This is a genomic window from Flectobacillus sp. BAB-3569 (assembly GCF_002270355.1).
Lineage (GTDB): Bacteria > Bacteroidota > Bacteroidia > Cytophagales > Spirosomataceae > Flectobacillus > Flectobacillus roseus.
This window is the reverse complement of sequence record NZ_NJFZ01000042.1, coordinates 145,440-162,947: the sequence shown is the minus strand read 5'-3', so window position 1 is coordinate 162,947 and position 17,508 is coordinate 145,440. Positions and strand designations below refer to the sequence as shown.

The 17,508-nt window shown below is 38.1% G+C and carries 12 protein-coding genes; 6 read left to right on the top strand and 6 right to left on the bottom strand.

Features of this window, described 5'->3' with window-relative positions:
- Positions 1-364: 364 nt before the first annotated feature.
- From BWI92_RS25660 to BWI92_RS25645, 4 genes are all read left to right on the top strand, one after another.
- Positions 365-3,790, top strand: coding sequence for a DUF2126 domain-containing protein (locus BWI92_RS25660; protein WP_095168350.1), 3,426 nt, complete (start codon positions 365-367; stop codon positions 3,788-3,790).
- A gap of 566 nt (positions 3,791-4,356) precedes the next feature.
- A complete protein-coding gene (locus BWI92_RS25655) occupies positions 4,357-6,930 on the top strand; it encodes a circularly permuted type 2 ATP-grasp protein (protein ID WP_095168348.1) in 2,574 nt (857 codons plus the stop codon).
- Entirely contained in the window at positions 6,920-7,786 is an 867-nt protein-coding gene (locus tag BWI92_RS25650) for a transglutaminase family protein (RefSeq protein ID WP_095168345.1), read from the top strand. The genes BWI92_RS25655 and BWI92_RS25650 overlap by 11 nt, the downstream gene beginning before the upstream one ends.
- A 207-nt stretch (positions 7,787-7,993) precedes the next feature.
- Complete coding sequence (locus BWI92_RS25645; RefSeq protein ID WP_095168343.1) at positions 7,994-10,315, top strand: glycoside hydrolase family 3 N-terminal domain-containing protein; 2,322 nt, start codon at positions 7,994-7,996, stop codon at positions 10,313-10,315.
- Between the two features lie 65 nt (positions 10,316-10,380).
- Here the strand turns inward: BWI92_RS25645 and BWI92_RS25640 are convergent, their stop codons facing one another.
- Both BWI92_RS25640 and BWI92_RS25635 read right to left on the bottom strand, forming a co-directional pair.
- Positions 10,381-11,448, bottom strand: a complete 1,068-nt coding sequence (locus tag BWI92_RS25640; protein WP_095168341.1) for a phosphotransferase family protein — start codon at positions 11,446-11,448, stop codon at positions 10,381-10,383.
- An 11-nt stretch (positions 11,449-11,459) separates the two neighbouring features.
- Entirely contained in the window at positions 11,460-12,671 is a 1,212-nt protein-coding gene (locus BWI92_RS25635) for an acyl-CoA dehydrogenase family protein (RefSeq protein WP_095168339.1), read from the bottom strand.
- 601 nt (positions 12,672-13,272) lie between these two features.
- Between BWI92_RS25635 and BWI92_RS25630 the strand changes: the two genes are divergently transcribed.
- A complete protein-coding gene (locus BWI92_RS25630) occupies positions 13,273-13,602 on the top strand; it encodes a hypothetical protein (protein WP_095168338.1) in 330 nt (109 codons plus the stop codon).
- A gap of 86 nt (positions 13,603-13,688) precedes the next feature.
- Here BWI92_RS25630 and BWI92_RS25625 read toward each other — a convergent pair whose 3' ends face one another.
- The 3 genes from BWI92_RS25625 to BWI92_RS25615 all read right to left on the bottom strand — a co-directional run bounded on the left by BWI92_RS25625 (position 13,689) and on the right by BWI92_RS25615 (position 15,497).
- Complete coding sequence (locus BWI92_RS25625) at positions 13,689-14,402, bottom strand: recombinase family protein (RefSeq protein ID WP_095168336.1); 714 nt, start codon at positions 14,400-14,402, stop codon at positions 13,689-13,691.
- A gap of 162 nt (positions 14,403-14,564) precedes the next feature.
- On the bottom strand, positions 14,565-14,981 hold the full coding sequence (locus BWI92_RS25620; protein WP_095168334.1) for an organic hydroperoxide resistance protein: 417 nt from the start codon (positions 14,979-14,981) through the stop codon (positions 14,565-14,567).
- A gap of 84 nt (positions 14,982-15,065) precedes the next feature.
- On the bottom strand, positions 15,066-15,497 hold the full coding sequence (locus BWI92_RS25615; protein WP_095168332.1) for a MarR family winged helix-turn-helix transcriptional regulator: 432 nt from the start codon (positions 15,495-15,497) through the stop codon (positions 15,066-15,068).
- Between the two features lie 138 nt (positions 15,498-15,635).
- On the opposite strand from BWI92_RS25615, the gene BWI92_RS25610 reads away from it, so the two are divergent.
- On the top strand, positions 15,636-16,628 hold the full coding sequence (locus BWI92_RS25610; protein ID WP_095168330.1) for a bile acid:sodium symporter family protein: 993 nt from the start codon (positions 15,636-15,638) through the stop codon (positions 16,626-16,628).
- Here BWI92_RS25610 and BWI92_RS25605 read toward each other — a convergent pair.
- Entirely contained in the window at positions 16,625-17,230 is a 606-nt protein-coding gene (locus BWI92_RS25605) for an RNA polymerase sigma factor (protein ID WP_095168328.1), read from the bottom strand. The genes BWI92_RS25610 and BWI92_RS25605 overlap by 4 nt on opposite strands.
- Positions 17,231-17,508 lie beyond the last annotated feature (278 nt).

Sequence of the window (17,508 nt, the reverse complement as noted above, 5' to 3'; positions counted from 1 at the left end):
GAAGATTTTAAGTAAAGTCATACTGCTCAAAATGAGCATTATGGTTTGAGGATTTTTCTAGTAAAGTCATACTGCTCAAAATGAGCATTATGGTTTGAGGATTTTCGGTAAAGTCATACTGCTCAAAATGAGCATTATGGTCAATGATAAATGAGTGTAAAGGTAAAGTTGTTATTGTTGATAATGATGAAATATAATTTTGAATAAAGAGAGTATTCTAAAATAATCAAAATGTAAAGTGAATATTAAGTAGAATATAATTTCTTTAAGAGAATTTATAAATTTTTATTTGGAGGTTGACATTTCATGGATTTTTTCACTTTTTTTACATAAATCCATGATTGAACCTTCAAAATAATCTCGTATGTCTTTAAAAGTTGCGATTTCTCACAAAACTAAGTATAAGTTTGATCGTAGCGTCAGCTTGTCTCCCCATATTTTTAGATTAAGACCTGCGCCGCATTCGCGAACTGCGATTGAAGGATATTCCTTGAAAATTACGCCCGAAGAGCATTTTATTAACTGGCAACAAGATCCATTTGGAAACTATCAAGCGAGGGTCGTCTTTCCTGAAAAAACAAAAGAGCTAAGTGTAGAGGTTGAGGTAATAGCTCGAATGGAGGTGATAAATCCTTTTGATTTCTTTGTAGAAGAATATGCCGAAAAATTCCCCTTCAGATACGATGATATCTTAGCAAAAGAATTGGTTCCTTATCTGGAAGCACGTGAATCAGGGCCATTATTGACTGATTTTTTGAGAGAGGTTGACCCTAAAGCTGATATTAATACGGTCGATTTCTTGGTATACGCCAATCAAAAAGTTTATGGGCATCTGGACTACAATATTAGAATGGAACCTGGTGTGCAGACTTGCGAAGACTCATTAACCATCAAAAGTGGAAGCTGTCGCGATTCTGCTTGGTTATTGGTTCAGATTCTACGTCATAAAGGAATTGCTGCTCGATTTGTATCTGGCTATTTGGTTCAACTAACACCAGATATAAAGTCCTTAGATGGACCTTCTGGACCAGAAGAAGACTTTACTGATTTACATGCGTGGGTAGAAGCATATATCCCCGGCGCAGGATGGATTGGTCTAGACCCTACATCTGGATTGTTTGCAGGAGAAGGACATATCCCATTGAGTTGCACACCAGACTATGCAAGTGCTGCACCTGTTACTGGGGCTACTGATATTTGTGAAGTAACATTTGAGTTTGACAATAAAGTATTCCGTATTCACGAAGACCCACGAGTAACCAAACCTTACACTGAAGAGCAGTGGGAGAAAATCATGAAAGTTGGTGATATCGTGGAGAAAGATTTACAAGACGGTGACGTGCGTATGACTATGGGAGGAGAGCCAACGTTTGTTTCTATCGACGATTTTGAATCTGCAGAATGGAACTCTACAGCAGATGGACCTCTCAAGCGTCAACTTGCCTATAATCTTGCTTTGCGCCTCAAAAATCGCTTTGCTCATGGTGGTTTACTACATTTTGGTCAAGGGAAATGGTATCCGGGTGAATTGTTCCCACGTTGGCAATATGCCCTTTACTGGAGAAAGGACGGACATACCATTTGGAAAAATGACGACCTTATAGCAAAGGAAGGACAAACAAATTATACTTTCCATGATGCTGAAAAGTTTGCCACAGAACTCACCAAGTATCTTGGTATTCGTCCGAGCAATTTATGTCCTACTTTCGAAGACCCTATTTATTGGACTTTGGAGGAAGGTAAATTGCCTGTTAATGTAGACCCACTGGCAGTTAATTTGAAGGATTCGATTGAACGCCGTACCTTGGCAAAAGTCTTGGAAAAAGGATTGAACAATCCTGTAGGCTTTGCATTACCAATACGATGGAATTGGAATACCAACACATGGACAAGTTGCGTATGGGAATTTAGAAGAGAGAATTGCTTTTTAATTCCGGGAAATTCTCCTGTGGGATTGAGATTACCGTTAAACTCATTACCTGCGATTTCTAAATTTCAAAGAGAAGAACCTTTAGAGCGAAGTCCTTTTGAAGACCTGCCTGCTTTGGGAGACTATAATGCCGTGGCAGAGTCTCGATATGGCTCTGAAGCACCTGATTATGTCGCTCCATCTAAAAAAGCTCCAAAAATTAAGGATGACGAGAAAGTAAAGAAAGCGGATGAGTTGGAAGAAAAACCTTTGTTGTTTGAGGTAAATACTATTCAGACAGCTTTGGTAATTGAAGAGAGAGAGGGAATACTCTATGCTTTCCTGCCTCCAACAGAATACCTAGAGCATTATTTAGATCTTATCGCTTCTATTGAGGCTACCGCAGAGAAACTTCAAATGCCTATTAGAATAGAAGGATATACCCCTCCATCTGACTATCGCTTGGAGAAGCTCGTAGTATCACCAGACCCTGGGGTAATTGAGGTAAATATTCATCCTTCAAAAAATTGGCAAGAGTTAGTTGACAATACTACGGCCTTGTATGAAGAAGCATTTCTGTCGAGATTAGGTACAGAAAAGTTTATGGTCGATGGGCGACATACGGGCACAGGAGGTGGTAATCACGTAACGATTGGAGGTGCTAAACCTGCAGATAGCCCGATTTTACGACGTCCTGATTTGTTGCGTAGTTTGGTTACTTACTGGCAGCACCATCCTGTCTTGAGTTATTTGTTTGCTGGTTCATTTATTGGTCCAACGAGTCAAGCACCACGTGTAGATGAAGGCCGCGATGAGCGTTTGTATGAACTCGAAATTGCGTTTGACCAAATTCCAGACGATGGCAATGTACCTTTCTGGATGGTAGATAGAATTTTCAGAAACCTTTTGGTAGATATTACAGGAAATACACACCGTACTGAATTTTGTATAGATAAGCTATATTCACCAGATTCATCGACAGGTCGTTTGGGAATTTTGGAGTTTCGAGCATTTGATATGCCACCGCATAAGCACATGAATTTAGTACAAAATTTACTAGTTCGTGCCTTGATTGCTAAGTTTTGGAAGCAACCATATAAGAAAAAGTTAGTTCGTTGGGGAACAGAATTGCATGATAGATTTTTACTGCCTCACTTCGCCTATTTGGATATGATTGATGTAGTAAACGATTTGAAAGATGCAGGATATGATTTTGATATTTCGTGGTTTGATGCCTTTTTCGAATTCAGATTCCCTCACCATGGTGGGGTAACTGTCGATAATCTACAACTGGAGCTTCGTTTAGGAATCGAGCCTTGGCATGTACTTGGCGAAGAACTTTCAAACGCTGGGACTGCTCGTTTTGTGGATTCATCATTAGAAAAACTACAAGTTAAAGTTTCTGGATTCGTTCAGGATCGACATATTTTAGTTTGTAATGGATGTAGAGTGCCTTTACGCTCTACAGGGACTAAAGGCGAATATGTAGCTGGAATCAGATATAAAGCTTGGAATCCACCGTCGGCACTGCATCCTACAGTTGGTGTCGATGCTCCATTGGTATTTGATATTGTAGATACTTGGAATAACCGTGTTATTGGTGGATGTACCTATTTTGTATCACATCCGGGTGGAAGAAGTTTTGATACCTATCCGATTAATAGCTACGAAGCTGAGTCGAGAAGGATTAGTCGTTTCTGGGGCTTTGGACATACCCCATCTACCTCTGAGACGGTTCCGGCTCCTGTGAGGTTCAATACAGCGCCATCACGATTTGTGGCTGAAAATAAGAAGGAAATGAAAATTGATACGCCTGTCGAGCTTATCAATGCTGAATATCCTACAACACTTGACTTAAGAAGATTCTGGAAAGCTAGATAGTTCAAGCTGTTGCTCTAGAAGTGTTAAGAAAAAGTATAAAAAGCTTAGCAGATTCTTAACTTATCATTTTGTAGGAAATAAGTAGAAAAAGGTTATTGGTTAACAGTATATTGGTTATTTGAAGATATTCATAATCAAAAGATTATAGTCAAGTTTTACCTCAGTTATACTATTAATTTAATCTTTCCTATTACTTAAGTAATAGTGTAAAATAAGATTTGATTTATGGGTTTTAGGGACAAGGCAACGGGCACAAGGCACAGAGTGTTAAAATGCTTTTTATTAACCTCAACCATGCTTTTTTACAAAGCCCACCGCCGAAAGCCGATACCTGAAAGCCCAAAGCACAATCTTAAATTTTATTTTGCCCACTAACTTACCTGAACAAAACTTTTATAAGGATAGGTCATCTGATGTTTTTGATTCATCGGGATAGCCTATCCTTGTATTTTTTTCGTAAATACTTACATTTATACTTTTTAAGCTCATAAGATTTTGTGAGTTAAATAAATCGTAAATGATTTACCATTTTGCAGTCAATATTTTGAGTGCTTGCTTATGATAATATGATTACTGAAGTGAAAGATAGTTTACTCAAAGCGTACCTCGGGGAAATAGAGTCTTACGACGAAATTCTGGACGCCAGTCAACAAGTAAAACCTTATTGGAAAAAGATGTTTGATACCCTCGAAAAGTTGGGTATGGAACAACTCGTGGTACGGAGTCAGGAATTAACTAATAAACTGCGTGAAAATGGAGTTACTTACAATGTGTATGGTAGTTCTGAGGTAAGTGCTAGACCATGGCAATTAGACCCAATTCCTTTTTTATTGGAAAAGTCAGAGTGGGATTTGATATCGGAAGGATTAAAGCAAAGAGCAGTAGTGTTGGATTTGATGCTGAAAGATATTTATGGACCTCAACTTTTGGTAAAAGAGGGTATCTTACCTCCTGAGTTGATTTACGAAAATAGCGGTTTCTTTCGCCCTTGTATGGATGTGAAATTAGCTTCCGAAAAACAACTTCTCCTTTATGCTGTTGACGTAGCTCGTGGACCAGATGGTCGGATGTGGGTAGTCGATAATCGTACACAAGCGCCTTCGGGTTCGGGATATGCCTTGGAGAACCGCACGGTTATGAGTGCCATATTGCCTGAGTTGACAACTGGTATGACGGTTAACCGCCTGTCTCCATTTTTCAAAACTTTTCATAAGGAGGTTACTGCACTGACTGGAAAAAGCCGAGAACATCCAACAATTGTGTATTTGACCCCAGGGTCAGGAAATGAAACCTATTTCGAGCATGCGTATTTAGCCTCGTATTTGGGCTATACTTTGGTTCAGGGCGATGATTTGGTAGTTAGAGATGGTTTTGTGTGGTTGCGGTCAATAGATGGCTTAGAAAAGGTTGATGTGATAATTCGTCGAGTGGATGACGACTGGTGTGATCCGCTTGAATTGAGAGAGGATTCTCGTTTGGGAATTCCCGGCTTGTTGCAGGCTATGCGCTCAGGTAATGTTGCAGTCGTAAATACACCAGGGGCTGGGGTGCTTGAAAATAGTGGACTTCTAGCTTTTATGGCAGCGGCTTGTCGCTTTTTGCTGAAAGAGGAGCTGATATTGCCTTCTATCGCTACTTGGTGGTGTGGACATACACACGAGCTCAATTATGTGATTGAAAATTTGCCTCAACTTATCATCAAAAAAGCAAACCGAAAACAAGTATTTCGTTCGGTTTATGGTCGGTTGTTGACACCAGAACAGCGTACAGATTTAATTCAACAAATTTTGCTCGCGCCGCATGAATACGTTGCACAAGAGGAGATTGGTCTTTCGACAACTCCAGCCTTAGTAAATGGAAAATTGGTGCCGAGGTTAGCGGCTCTTCGAGCGTATTTGGTCGCCAATGGAGACGATTACATGGTCATGCAAGGTGGGCTGACAAGAAGTTCTGCTGTACAGGGACGATTTGAGGTTTCTCATCAACATGGTGGTTGCTCCAAAGATACTTGGATTGTGTCTGACACGGAGATAACGCAAATGGAAATTAGAGTGGAGATGCCTAAGGAGTCTGTGCATCATCATACTTCGTTACCGAGTAGAAGTGCCGAGAATCTTTTTTGGGTTGGCCGTTACGCAGAGCGAACGATGTCGACTACAAAATATATCAAGTTGTTGATTAATGCTCTCCATGAAAGTGTCAAATTTGGTAATGCTTCAAAATCTGAACATATCGAAGTGTTGTTGAAGGGGCTAACGCATTTGACCTTAACCTATCCCGGTTTTTTGGATGAAGAGAAAACAGAATTGTTGATAAATCCTTATCCCGAAATACATAAGATTGTACATGATCTCAAAGTACTTGGCTCCGTAGCATCTAGCACAGAGGCATTTTTGAGAGGTGTGATTTCGGTGAGTGACAAATGGAATCATGATACATGGCGTGCTATTTACTCGATTGAGAATACCTTCAAAAAAATTAAAAGGCCTGATGATACCTTTTCCAATAGCAATACGATGCAAAAAGTACTGGATAAGCTTCACGCACGATTGTTTACTTTTTATGGTATTGTAGCCGACTCCATGCCAAGGGATGGCGGATTTTATTTGTTCGAATCTGGAAAACTTATAGAAAGAATCCTCCTAAAAATCAGTACAATTCGTGCTTGTTTTAGTTTCAAAAATGATTCTCATGTCGAGAACGAACTGATTGAGGCCGTTCTTATCAACCATCATTTACTGATTCATTATCGACAGCTTTACAAATCTAATTTTAATTTGGAAGCTATGCTCGATATGATTTTCTTGGAAACTAAGCTGCCTTATTCTTTAGCTTTCCAGTTGGATGAATTGGGGCGTTGTTTGTCGGAATTACCTAAGCCATCGCATACTGAACGCTTAAATTTAGCTCAGAAGGCTGTCCTTCAGGCTACCATGAAAATCAAACTTGCTGATGTGTCGCAAATGGTCATTTTTGAACAAGATACCTTGTACCGAGAAAACTTGGATGGCTTATTAGCAGAAGTCTTTGATTTAATTTTATCAGTAAATAACTCTTTGACAAATTTGTACTTTACTCATACTGAGATACAACATTCTTTTTTGAGTAGTACCGAAAATTCGAGTCAGAATGAAATATAACTTAATTCATAAAACTTCCTACAGATATCACGAAACAGTTAATAATTACCATAGTTTGGTATGCTTAAAACCGAAGGATTTGGAAGGGCAAGTTTGTGATAGTTTTAAATTAGAAATAACACCTTCTCCCAACGAAATTATAGAAAGAAAAGACTATTTTGGCAATACTGTACATTACTTTTCGATTCATGTTCCACATCAAGAATTGACCGTGCTGGCTATCAGTAAAGTTCAGAGTTTACCCAAAGTTCAAATGAATATCTCGAGGATATCGGTTCAAGATTGTAAAAATATGCTTTGGAATAACCGTGAACTTAAAGTTGAACTTTTGCAATATATGACGCCAAGTCCTTTTATCAATTGGGATACTGAAATACTCGAGTTTGCGCGTACTTGCTTACAAGATAATGTTGTACTTTATGAAGGAGTAATGCAGTTGTGCCATAAAATTTACAAAGAGTTCAAGTTTGTCTCAAATGCTACTTCCATTTATACGCCTATCAAAACGGTGTTAAAAGAACGAAGAGGTGTTTGTCAGGATTTTTCTCATTTAGCAATTTCTTGTCTAAGAAGTTTGGGATTGGCTGCGAGATATGTTAGTGGGTATATTGAGACATTGCCACCGCCTGGCCAACAGAAACTTCAGGGTTCGGATGCATCTCATGCGTGGATTTCAGTGTATATTCCAGAGATGGGCTGGTGTGAGTTTGACCCAACCAATGACATGGTACCGCAAGAGCGTCATATTATTACGGCGTATGGACGCGATTACAGTGATGTAGCTCCATTGAAAGGTGTGATATTTAGTTCTGGAGGACACCAGTTGTCAGTTTCGGTAGACGTAATTCCCCTTTAGTAACCAAGAGATAAAGATCATAATTCAAGTAAAATAGTGATAGAAAGGATAGCTCATTTGAGTTATCCTTTTTTTGTATCTATCGATATTTTCCCCTTATCTGACTAAAAAATACGGTGATTTATATAAAATTTTAATCAAATAATAGTAATAATCCCTTTCTTTGTATCATAATAATTCAATAGGTACCTTATTCATTTTTATAATATGAAATTTAAACATATACCATTATTTATTGCTACTCTGGCGTTATCGCTGGGTGTTCAAGCTCAGAAATATACAACCCAATCGAAAGGTGATTTTACGCTTATCCAAAACAAAGGAGGCGTCAAATTAGGTTATGCGCCGAGTTCGGGTGTAAAAATTCTAACCGTAGACGGCTGGGCTTTTAAGGATTTGAACAAAAATGGAAAGCTTGATAAATATGAAGACTGGCGTTTGCCAGTGGATGTACGCGCTAAAGATTTAGCGACTAAGATGTCGGTTGAGCAAATAGCTGGCTTGATGTTGTATTCTGGTCACCAGTCGTTACCTGCACGACCAATGGGTTATTTTTCTGGTACATATAATGGAAAGCCCTACAAAGAAGGTGAAACTGACCCTTCAGACATGACCGACCAGCAGAAATCATTTTTGGAGAAAGACAATTTACGTCACGTATTGTTGACCACTGTAAAAAGCCCTGAGGTAGCTGCCAAATGGAATAATAAAATGCAGGCATTTGTCGAAAGTACTGCATTAGGTGTTCCTGCCAATAACAGCTCTGACCCTCGTCATGGCACTTTGGCAAGTGCTGAATACAACGCTGCGGCTGGTGGTACGATTTCGATGTGGCCCGGTTCTTTGGGTTTGGCAGCGACTTTTAATCCAACAATCACACACCGTTTTGGAGAGGTGGCTTCAGCTGAGTATCGTGCTTTGGGTATAGCTACGGCCTTATCTCCGCAAGTGGATATTGCAACAGAACCTCGTTGGAGTCGTGTGAGTGGAACTTTTGGTGAAAATCCTTATTTGAGTGCGGCGATGGCGCAGGCATATTCGGATGGTTTTCAGACCTCTTATGGCGATAGAGAAATTAAGGATGGTTGGGGTTTTGGAAGTGTAAATGCGATGGTAAAGCACTGGCCTGGAGGTGGTTCTGGTGAAGCGGGTCGCGATGCTCACTATGCTATTGGGAAATATGCGGTTTACCCGGGTAAAAATTATGCACAACATTTTATTCCTTTTACGGAAGGTGCGTTCAAACTAAAAGGTAAAACTAAAATGGCTTCGGCTGTAATGCCGTATTATACTATTTCGTGGGGTTTTGATACAAAAAATAACGAAAACGTGGGAAATAGCTATAACAAGTATATTATTACCGATTTGTTGAGAGATAAATATCAGTATGACGGGGTAGTTTGTACAGACTGGAGTATTACCCATGCTCACACGGTGATGGACAACTTTGTGGATGGAAAACCATGGGGCTTGGAAAAACTGACCGAAGCGGAATTGCATTACAAAGCATTGATGGCTGGTGTTGACCAATTTGGTGGCAATAATGATTCAAAGCCTATTATTGATGCTTATGCAATGGGTGTAAAAGAACGTGGGGAAACATGGATGCGTGCTCGTATGGAAAAATCAGCAGTGCGTTTGTTGCGTAATATTTTCCGTGTAGGTTTATTCGAAAATCCGTATTTGGATGTTCAAGAAACTGTGAAAGTAGTTGGTAATCCCACATTTATGCGTGAAGGCTTTGAGGCTCAAACTAGCTCGATCGTAATGCTCAAAAATAAGGGAAGTATCCTACCACTTCATTTGGGTAAAACAGTATATATTCCTAAGCGTTTCGTTGCCAAATCTCGTAACTTCCTAGGCATGGAAACTCCAGAGTCATTGGATTACCCTGTCAACTTGAATGTCGTTAAAAAGTATTTTAATGTGACAGATAATCCTAATGAGGCTGACTGTGCGATCGTGTTTGTCAATAACCCATCTTCAGGTATAGGCTATGATAAAGCTGATTTGGCGAAGGGTGGCAATGGCTATTTGCCGATCAGTCTACAGTTTAAAGAATATACTGCTACTGATGCTCGTGAGACAAGTATTGCAGGTGGAGATCCATTGGAAGCTTCAACGAATCGTTCTTACAAAGGCAAAAGTATAAAAGCTTCAAACTCCACAGATTTGGATATGATTTTGGAGACAAAAGCCAAAATGAAGGGAAAGCCTGTGATAGTTTCTGTTTCGATGGATAACCCTATGGTATTCAATGAATTTGAAAAGGAGGTAGAAGGTATCTTAGTTAATTTTAAAGTACAAGATCAAGCTATTTTTGAGATTATTTCTGGTAAAAAAGAACCATCAGCTTTGTTGCCGATTCAGATGCCAGCTAATATGAGTACTGTTGAAAAACAAGCTGAGGACGTTCCGCAAGATATGGAGTGTCATAAGGACTCTGAAGGAAATGTCTACGATTTTGGTTTTGGCTTAAATTGGAAAGGCGTTATCAAAGACGGACGTGTTAAGTTGTATAAAAAATAGTATCAGATGATCCATTATTTATAATTAAAAAGACAGGCGAAAAGACTTCCTTCTCGCCTGTCTTTTTAATTACTTTGCTTAATAATTCTTTTGCAACGCCAATTCAGATAACTGACCATAAACCAAAAGTTTTTGAAAGCTGGGTTGCTGGTCTGTTTGTGATAATACCTAAAATAAATTTGCTGAATTATCACCAATAACCTAAACAATCCATATACTTCGTAGAAAGTAAAATCTGCATTTTGTAGATTCATTCGCTCACAATAATACTTAATAACTTCTTTACGCGTTAACATTCCATTTAAGTGCGTGGGTTGTCTTCTAAACATTTTGAAAACGAAATCATCATCAGCTTGAATCCAATAAGCTAGGCTATTGCCCAAATCCATCAATCCATCACCGACCGTTGCCATTTCCCAATCTAGTATACCAATTACCTCCAATTGCTCATCTGCTGAAAGCACTACATTATCAAAACGAAAATCATTGTGAATGAAGCAGGTATATTCTTCACTAGGAATATTAGATTGCAACCACCGAATTACATATTCGCAGGAAGGTACATTCCATGTTTTGGCTTTTCGAAAACGTTCTACCCAACCTGTGATTTGTCTATTTGCATAGCCACTCCCTTTACCAAATTGTTGTAAATCCGTATTTTCTATTTTGATTTTATGTAAATCAATTAGTTTATCGATTACCCTTACACATAAGTTTTGCACCTTTTCAGGACTTAATTCTAATCCTTTAGGAAGATTTGCTCTGGGAATTATTCCTGATATTTTTTCCATGATATAAAACTCTCGACCTATTACCGCAGTATCGCTACAGTAAAGTTCTACTTTGGGAACGTATGGATAATGAGGAGTCAATACCGACATTATCTTAGATTCCCTTGCCATATCATGCGCTCCTTTGGCTTTTGTACCCTTCGGTGGACATCTCAGAATATATTCTTTTTCATTAATCGTAATCTGATAGGTTAAGTTAGACGCACCACCGCTAAATTGCTTCAAGGAAATAGAGTGAATGACAATAGAAAATTCTTTTTCTAAATAGCTTTTCAATAGATACAAATCCAATTGGTCTTCTATCCGAACGTCCTTTGGAGTGTCAATTAAAATGTTTTCCATTCTCAGTCCATTTATGATTCACGGTACTTTTTCAATTCCAATTTAGCTACAACATTTCTATGAACTTCATCAGGGCCATCGGCCAATCTCAAAGTTCTTGCATACGCATATAGTCCGGCGAGCGGGGTGTCATTGCTAAGCCCTTTACCTCCAAATAGTTGCATTGCTTGATCTATGATTTTGCAAGCAATAGTGGGTGCAACTACTTTAATTTGTGATACCTCACTCAAGGTGCCCTTGATACCAAAAGTATCTAGCAAAAAGGCAGTTTTCATTACAAGTAATCTTGCCATATCGATTTCCATACGGGCATTGGCGATGATATCAGTATTTCCACCGAGTTCAATAAGCGATTTGCCAAAGGCTGTTCGAGATTTTCCTCTTTCTATCATCAGTTGTAATGCTCGCTCACTTGCTCCAATCACACGCATACAGTGATGGATTCGACCAGGCCCGAGACGTCCCTGTGCTATTTCAAATCCTTTTCCTAGTCCGCCAATAAGATTTGATTTTGGTACTTTTACGTTTTCGAAACTTACTTCCCCATGACCATACGGTGGGTCATAAGTGCCAAATACAGGCAACATTCTTTTGATGGTTACACCTTCAGTATCTAGTGGAATGAGTACCATAGAGTGCTGGGCGTGTTTGGCTGCTTCGGGATTTGATAAACCCATAAAAATAGCAATTTTACAATTAGGGTGTCCGATTCCTGTACTCCACCATTTGGTTCCATTGACTAATAAATAGTCGCCTTTGTCTTCAATTGTAGCCTTCATGTTGGTTGCATCGCTTGATGCAACTTCTGGTTCGGTCATACAAAAAACAGAACGGATAGAGCCCTCCAAGAGTGGTTTGAGCCATTCTTCTTTTTGTTCTGTAGTACCATATTTCCAGAGTACTTCCATATTGCCTGTATCGGGAGCATTACAGTTAAAAACTTCTGGAGCTAATAATGAATATCCCATCGCTTCGGCAAGGGGTGCATATTCAACATTACTCAAGCCACTAATTTCTGGTAAGAAAAGATTCCACAATCCTTGAGATTTAGCTAAGGTTTTTAAGGACTCAATTTCTTCATCGAGAGACCATTCACGAAAACTAGGATTTGAGATAAAGGGTTGTTCACGAAATTTTTCCTCAATAGGTAAAATGTGTTCATGGACGAAGTGCTCAACTTTTTGAATTAAGTCAAGGGTTTTTGGGGCATGGGAGAAGTTCATATATTTTTTTCAAAGTGAATTTTGAAAGGAATTTACAAAGAAAAGTTTAATATTTTCTTGAAATGAGAATAATCACTTTAGCATAGGCACAAAAAAAACTGACACCATAAATATTATAGTGCCAGTAACTACACCCAATTTTCTATAAAAACTATGATAATATGTTCTAGCTCAATGAGCTTTCAAAATCACAAGAATTACCTGTTGTACAGGAAAATAGGAATTTTATGTAAAAGTAATATATTACCGCAAATTTGACAACTAAATTAGGATAGTATTCAAATTATTCCAACGAGGATGAATATTTTTTTTATGCAATCGTTGTCGGTAACGTTTTCGTCTTGATCATGTATGTATCAAATTTTTGTAATATTATTAAAAGGACATCATGGATATTATTTACTACATAAATTGATTAATTTTTACTCAGAATTATTATTCGGGAACTTAGGTAGGCAAAATTATTTGTGAATTCATTATTACCTAATCATCTTGATTTGACTTTTCTTGAGTTTTTGAGAAATACAAGCTATTGAAAAAATTAGTATCTTTCTGACAGTTTGGTTTGAGTTTGCCAACTCGGTAATTTTGATTGAATCCGATGAGATATTCACTTTTTAACGAACAACCTATTTGGTATTTAGATGTTTTTGCTGAATCTATCCTAGAGCGAGGTCGTGTGAGATTGCGCCCTTTGGATGGACAAACAGCTGATAGCGCACTTCGTATTGAGTGCAGCAGAAAACTTCGTCAAAAATATGGAGTTGGTACTGTTTTTAAATTAGATCTTAGACTGGTACGGCCGCACAATAAAAAACCGTATCTAATTTGTAGAAATAGAAAAGAACTCACTCGTGCACTTGAATATTTTGAAAGAAATAAGCGCGTGCAAATAGACCATCTGATAGGTACTCAACTCTCTCTATTTTAGGAAGTTCACTCATAAAATTAAAGCGTCGAAGGCGCTGAGAATTGATTATTCTCTAAAACAGCCCACGACGCCTTACAATAAGCTACCTACGACGCCTTCAAAATGCTTGAAACAGGTACTTTTCGGCGCTCAATTAATCTTTTTACGGTAGTAGGGTGAAACAATTTTCCCTTCGAGGTCCTAAACCCTTTCGAATTTAGTTCATCTGCAATTTGTTGAAGGGTGTACAATCCTCGGTCGAATCTTTCAATTAAGGCCGAAGCCAAGCGATTGTTTAAATTTTTTAAGGCTTTTTGTTTTGTTGATGCGGCTCCCACGGCTCTTGATTCATTTGTAAAATTTTCAGGTTTACCTAATTTCACGCCCCGATTCTTCTTCGCCTGCAAGGCTGCTTTGGTTCGGATGCTAATCAGTTCACGTTCACGCTGCGCCAAACCTGCAAAAACTGCTAACGTGAAGGTATCCAAAACTCCGTTTTGGGTAGGAATGTCACAACTTACAAATTTCCCTCGAACTTTCTCTAAAATATCAAAAGTATCTTTTACGTCACGGCTAAGTCTATCCAATTTGGCAACTATCAAAAAAGCATCTTTATCATTCAAACAATCTGCAATTGCTGATTGAAGCATCGGGCGGTTGTCTATCTCTTTACCCGATTCAGCTTCGATGTACTCTTGTGCAACTTCAATCTTATCAAGGTTTGCATAATGATAAATGATGGCTCGCTGTGCTTCTAGTCCCAAGCCTGAGCGTTCCTGTCCTTTGGTTGAAACTCTCAGGTAGGCAATATACTTCTTCATCGTGATAGTTTAGAAAATTTTACAAGGCTACAATGCTCGTTATTGTCTTGTAAAAATAATAGAAAAATACATAAGTCCAAACGACCACCAACCTTAAAGACAAAAAGTCTGACCAACTTGTGTGCTGATCAGACTTTCCGAAAAAAAATAAAACTGCAATGCTTAGATAATTTCTAGCGTTACAGGCATATTACCTCTGGTAGCATTTGAGTAAGGACATACCTCATGCGCTTTTTCCACCAATGCTTGTGCTACCTCTCTTTCTACGCCAGGAATATGTACTTTTAATGTTGTTGCTAGTCCAAAACCTCCAGCATCATTTTTGCCGATAGCAACTTCAGCTGTTACAGTAGTTGTACCAGTAGTAATTTTTTGCATTCTGATCACAAGGTTCAGTGCACTATCAAAACATGCTGAATAGCCTGCCGCAAAAAGTTGTTCAGGATTTGTGAATGCTCCTCCTGTTCCTCCTAATTCTTTTGGCATTCTTACTTCCAAATCCAATACTCCGTCTGAAGATTTTACCTGTCCGTTGCGACCACCTGTCGCTGTGGCTGACGCCTGATATAATGCTTGCATGATTGTATAATTTTGTTGCTCAATTAGCATACTAATTAGAGCAATAGTTGATTTATAGATTTATATTAAAATTGTATTTTTCTGTTATTTTAAAGCTGAGGTTGTCTCCATTAGCTTATCTAATTGAGCTTTTAAACTAAAGAATTCTTCCATTGAAAGTGCCAAACATGAGGCTAATTTGAAGGGGATATCTTTTGCTTCATTTTCAAGTTCAATACCCTTATTTGTTAGGCTTACAAATACGACTCTTTCGTCCGCTTTGTCACGTTGTCGATTTACTAAGCCATCTTGTTCCATACGCTTTAGTAGTGGAGTTAAAGTTCCACTATCGAGTAACAGCTTTTTTCCTAACTCTTTTACAGACAAATTTTTGTGTTCCCATAACACTAGCAACACGAGATATTGAGGATATGTCAAGTCTAGTGGTTCGAGCAGTGGTCTATACAAGGCAGTAATTTGCCTTGAAATAGCGTAAAATGGAAAACAAAGCTGGTTTTCTAACTTGAGCTGATTCATGTATTTGTTTTTTTTGTGTAAAATTAAATTGTTTGCAATTTAATTGCAAGCTTTTTTATTAGAATTTTCTAAAAGATTCTAAAACAAAGCTCTGAAGCCCTATTTTTGTTTTTTCAAGAAATCGATAATTGTTGTAATATGAAATTTTTGGCAAAATATGGAGTAGATGGATTCATTCTTTCTTTGATTGGAGCGATTATTCTTGCTTATGTATATCCGCAACTGGGAGCAGTGACCCTTGATAAAGCATTGGGATTTGCAACAACTTATGGGGTGAGCATAACCTTCTTTTTATATGGTTTGAAACTAGATACCAAGCAGTTATTGGTTGGAATCAGTAATTGGAAATTACACACCTTGATTCAAAGTAGTACCTTTATCTTTTTTCCTGTACTAGCACTTTTGGTCAAACCTTGGTTCGATTCTATGGGGCAACCTGTTTTATGGTTGGCTATTTTCTACTTGGGAGCCTTGCCTTCGACAGTCTCATCTTCGGTCGTAATGGTTTCATTATCAGGTGGTAATGTGGTTTCTGCTATTTTTAATGCTACACTATCTAGTTTGTTGGGTATTGTGTTAACACCGTTATGGATGTCGCTATTTATGGGGCAAGTCAATAGCAATTTTGATTTGACAGATGTGCTTATGAAGTTGGTTTTACAAGTAATCGTACCTGTAATTATCGGAATGAGCTTAAATAAATTTGGGGGTGCTTGGGCACAAAAAAACAAAGTTGCCTTAAAAATGGTCGACCAAACTGTAATTATTTTGATTGTATATCAATCTTTCTGTGATTCATTTGACCACCATATATTTGCTACCTTACCAATAAGTAATATCATTTGGTTGTCTGTGGGAATGATTGTACTATTCCAAGTGGTATATCAATTGATTAAATGGTGTGCTCATCGACTTGGGTTTAACGAAGCAGATACCTCAACGGCGATATTTTGTGGTTCTAAAAAATCATTGGTGCATGGTACAGTGATGAGTAAAGTGCTGTTTGGAGCAGGTGCAGAAGTTGGTATTTATTTGTTGCCTATTATGATTTATCATGCCGGACAGCTTATAGGAGCAAGTTATCTGGCTCGTAAGCGCGGCGAAAAACTAGCACAACAATCTAATCATTAATTGGTGCTTAGACATATAGCCCACAAAGCTGTAATGGTCTGTGAAACATGCTGTTGGATGGTCAAATCTTCAGATAGTGATTCTAGGGCACGATAGACTAGGGCTCTCGCTGACTTTACTTTGGTCATAGCCATAATCTGGGCAATTTCTTCATAGCTTAGTCCTTCAAAAAAGTATAAAGCAATAGCTTCTCGTTGTTTTTCGGGAAGCTTTGCACATGCTTCTTTTATGATCTGACTGGTATCAGCTGAAAATATCTGATTAAACAAGTCATTTCCATCCGAAATATTAAGTTCAAAACCGCCTTCTAATCCTACAAAAGCAAATTGTTTTTGTTGCCTTTCCTGTACTCTCATCAATTTGCGTTTCAAACTCGCATACAAGTAAAACTTAATCGAGGTTGTATCTCCTAGACGCCCTCTTGATTGAATCATTTCGCAAAATAAATCCTGAATTGCATCCTTTACTTGGTCTGCTTCAGCACAAAACTGTCTGCCATAATTATATAGCTTTGGGGCATAATGATAGTAGATAAAACTTAAAGCTTCATCGTTCCCATCTTTAAATGCTTTCCAAATTTGCTCTTCGGAGAGATGTTTCATGGCTGTTTAATTAAAGTATATGGCTTGTTAATTCATTTGGGCAACGTATATGTGTCAGACATACACAATTATTACTAAATAAAAAGGGAATAGTTCATTCCTGAAGTCAAATGTAGGATATTTTTTGATTTACTACTCAATAAAATGCAAAAAAAATTTATAAAGTTATTAAATAGAAAGTATTTGATAATTTTTATTGATAATGTAAATGTTTCATTATCAGAATGTTAAATGGTAAAAATTTTATTTTTCTAAAAAAAGTAAAATTTTTTCTTCGA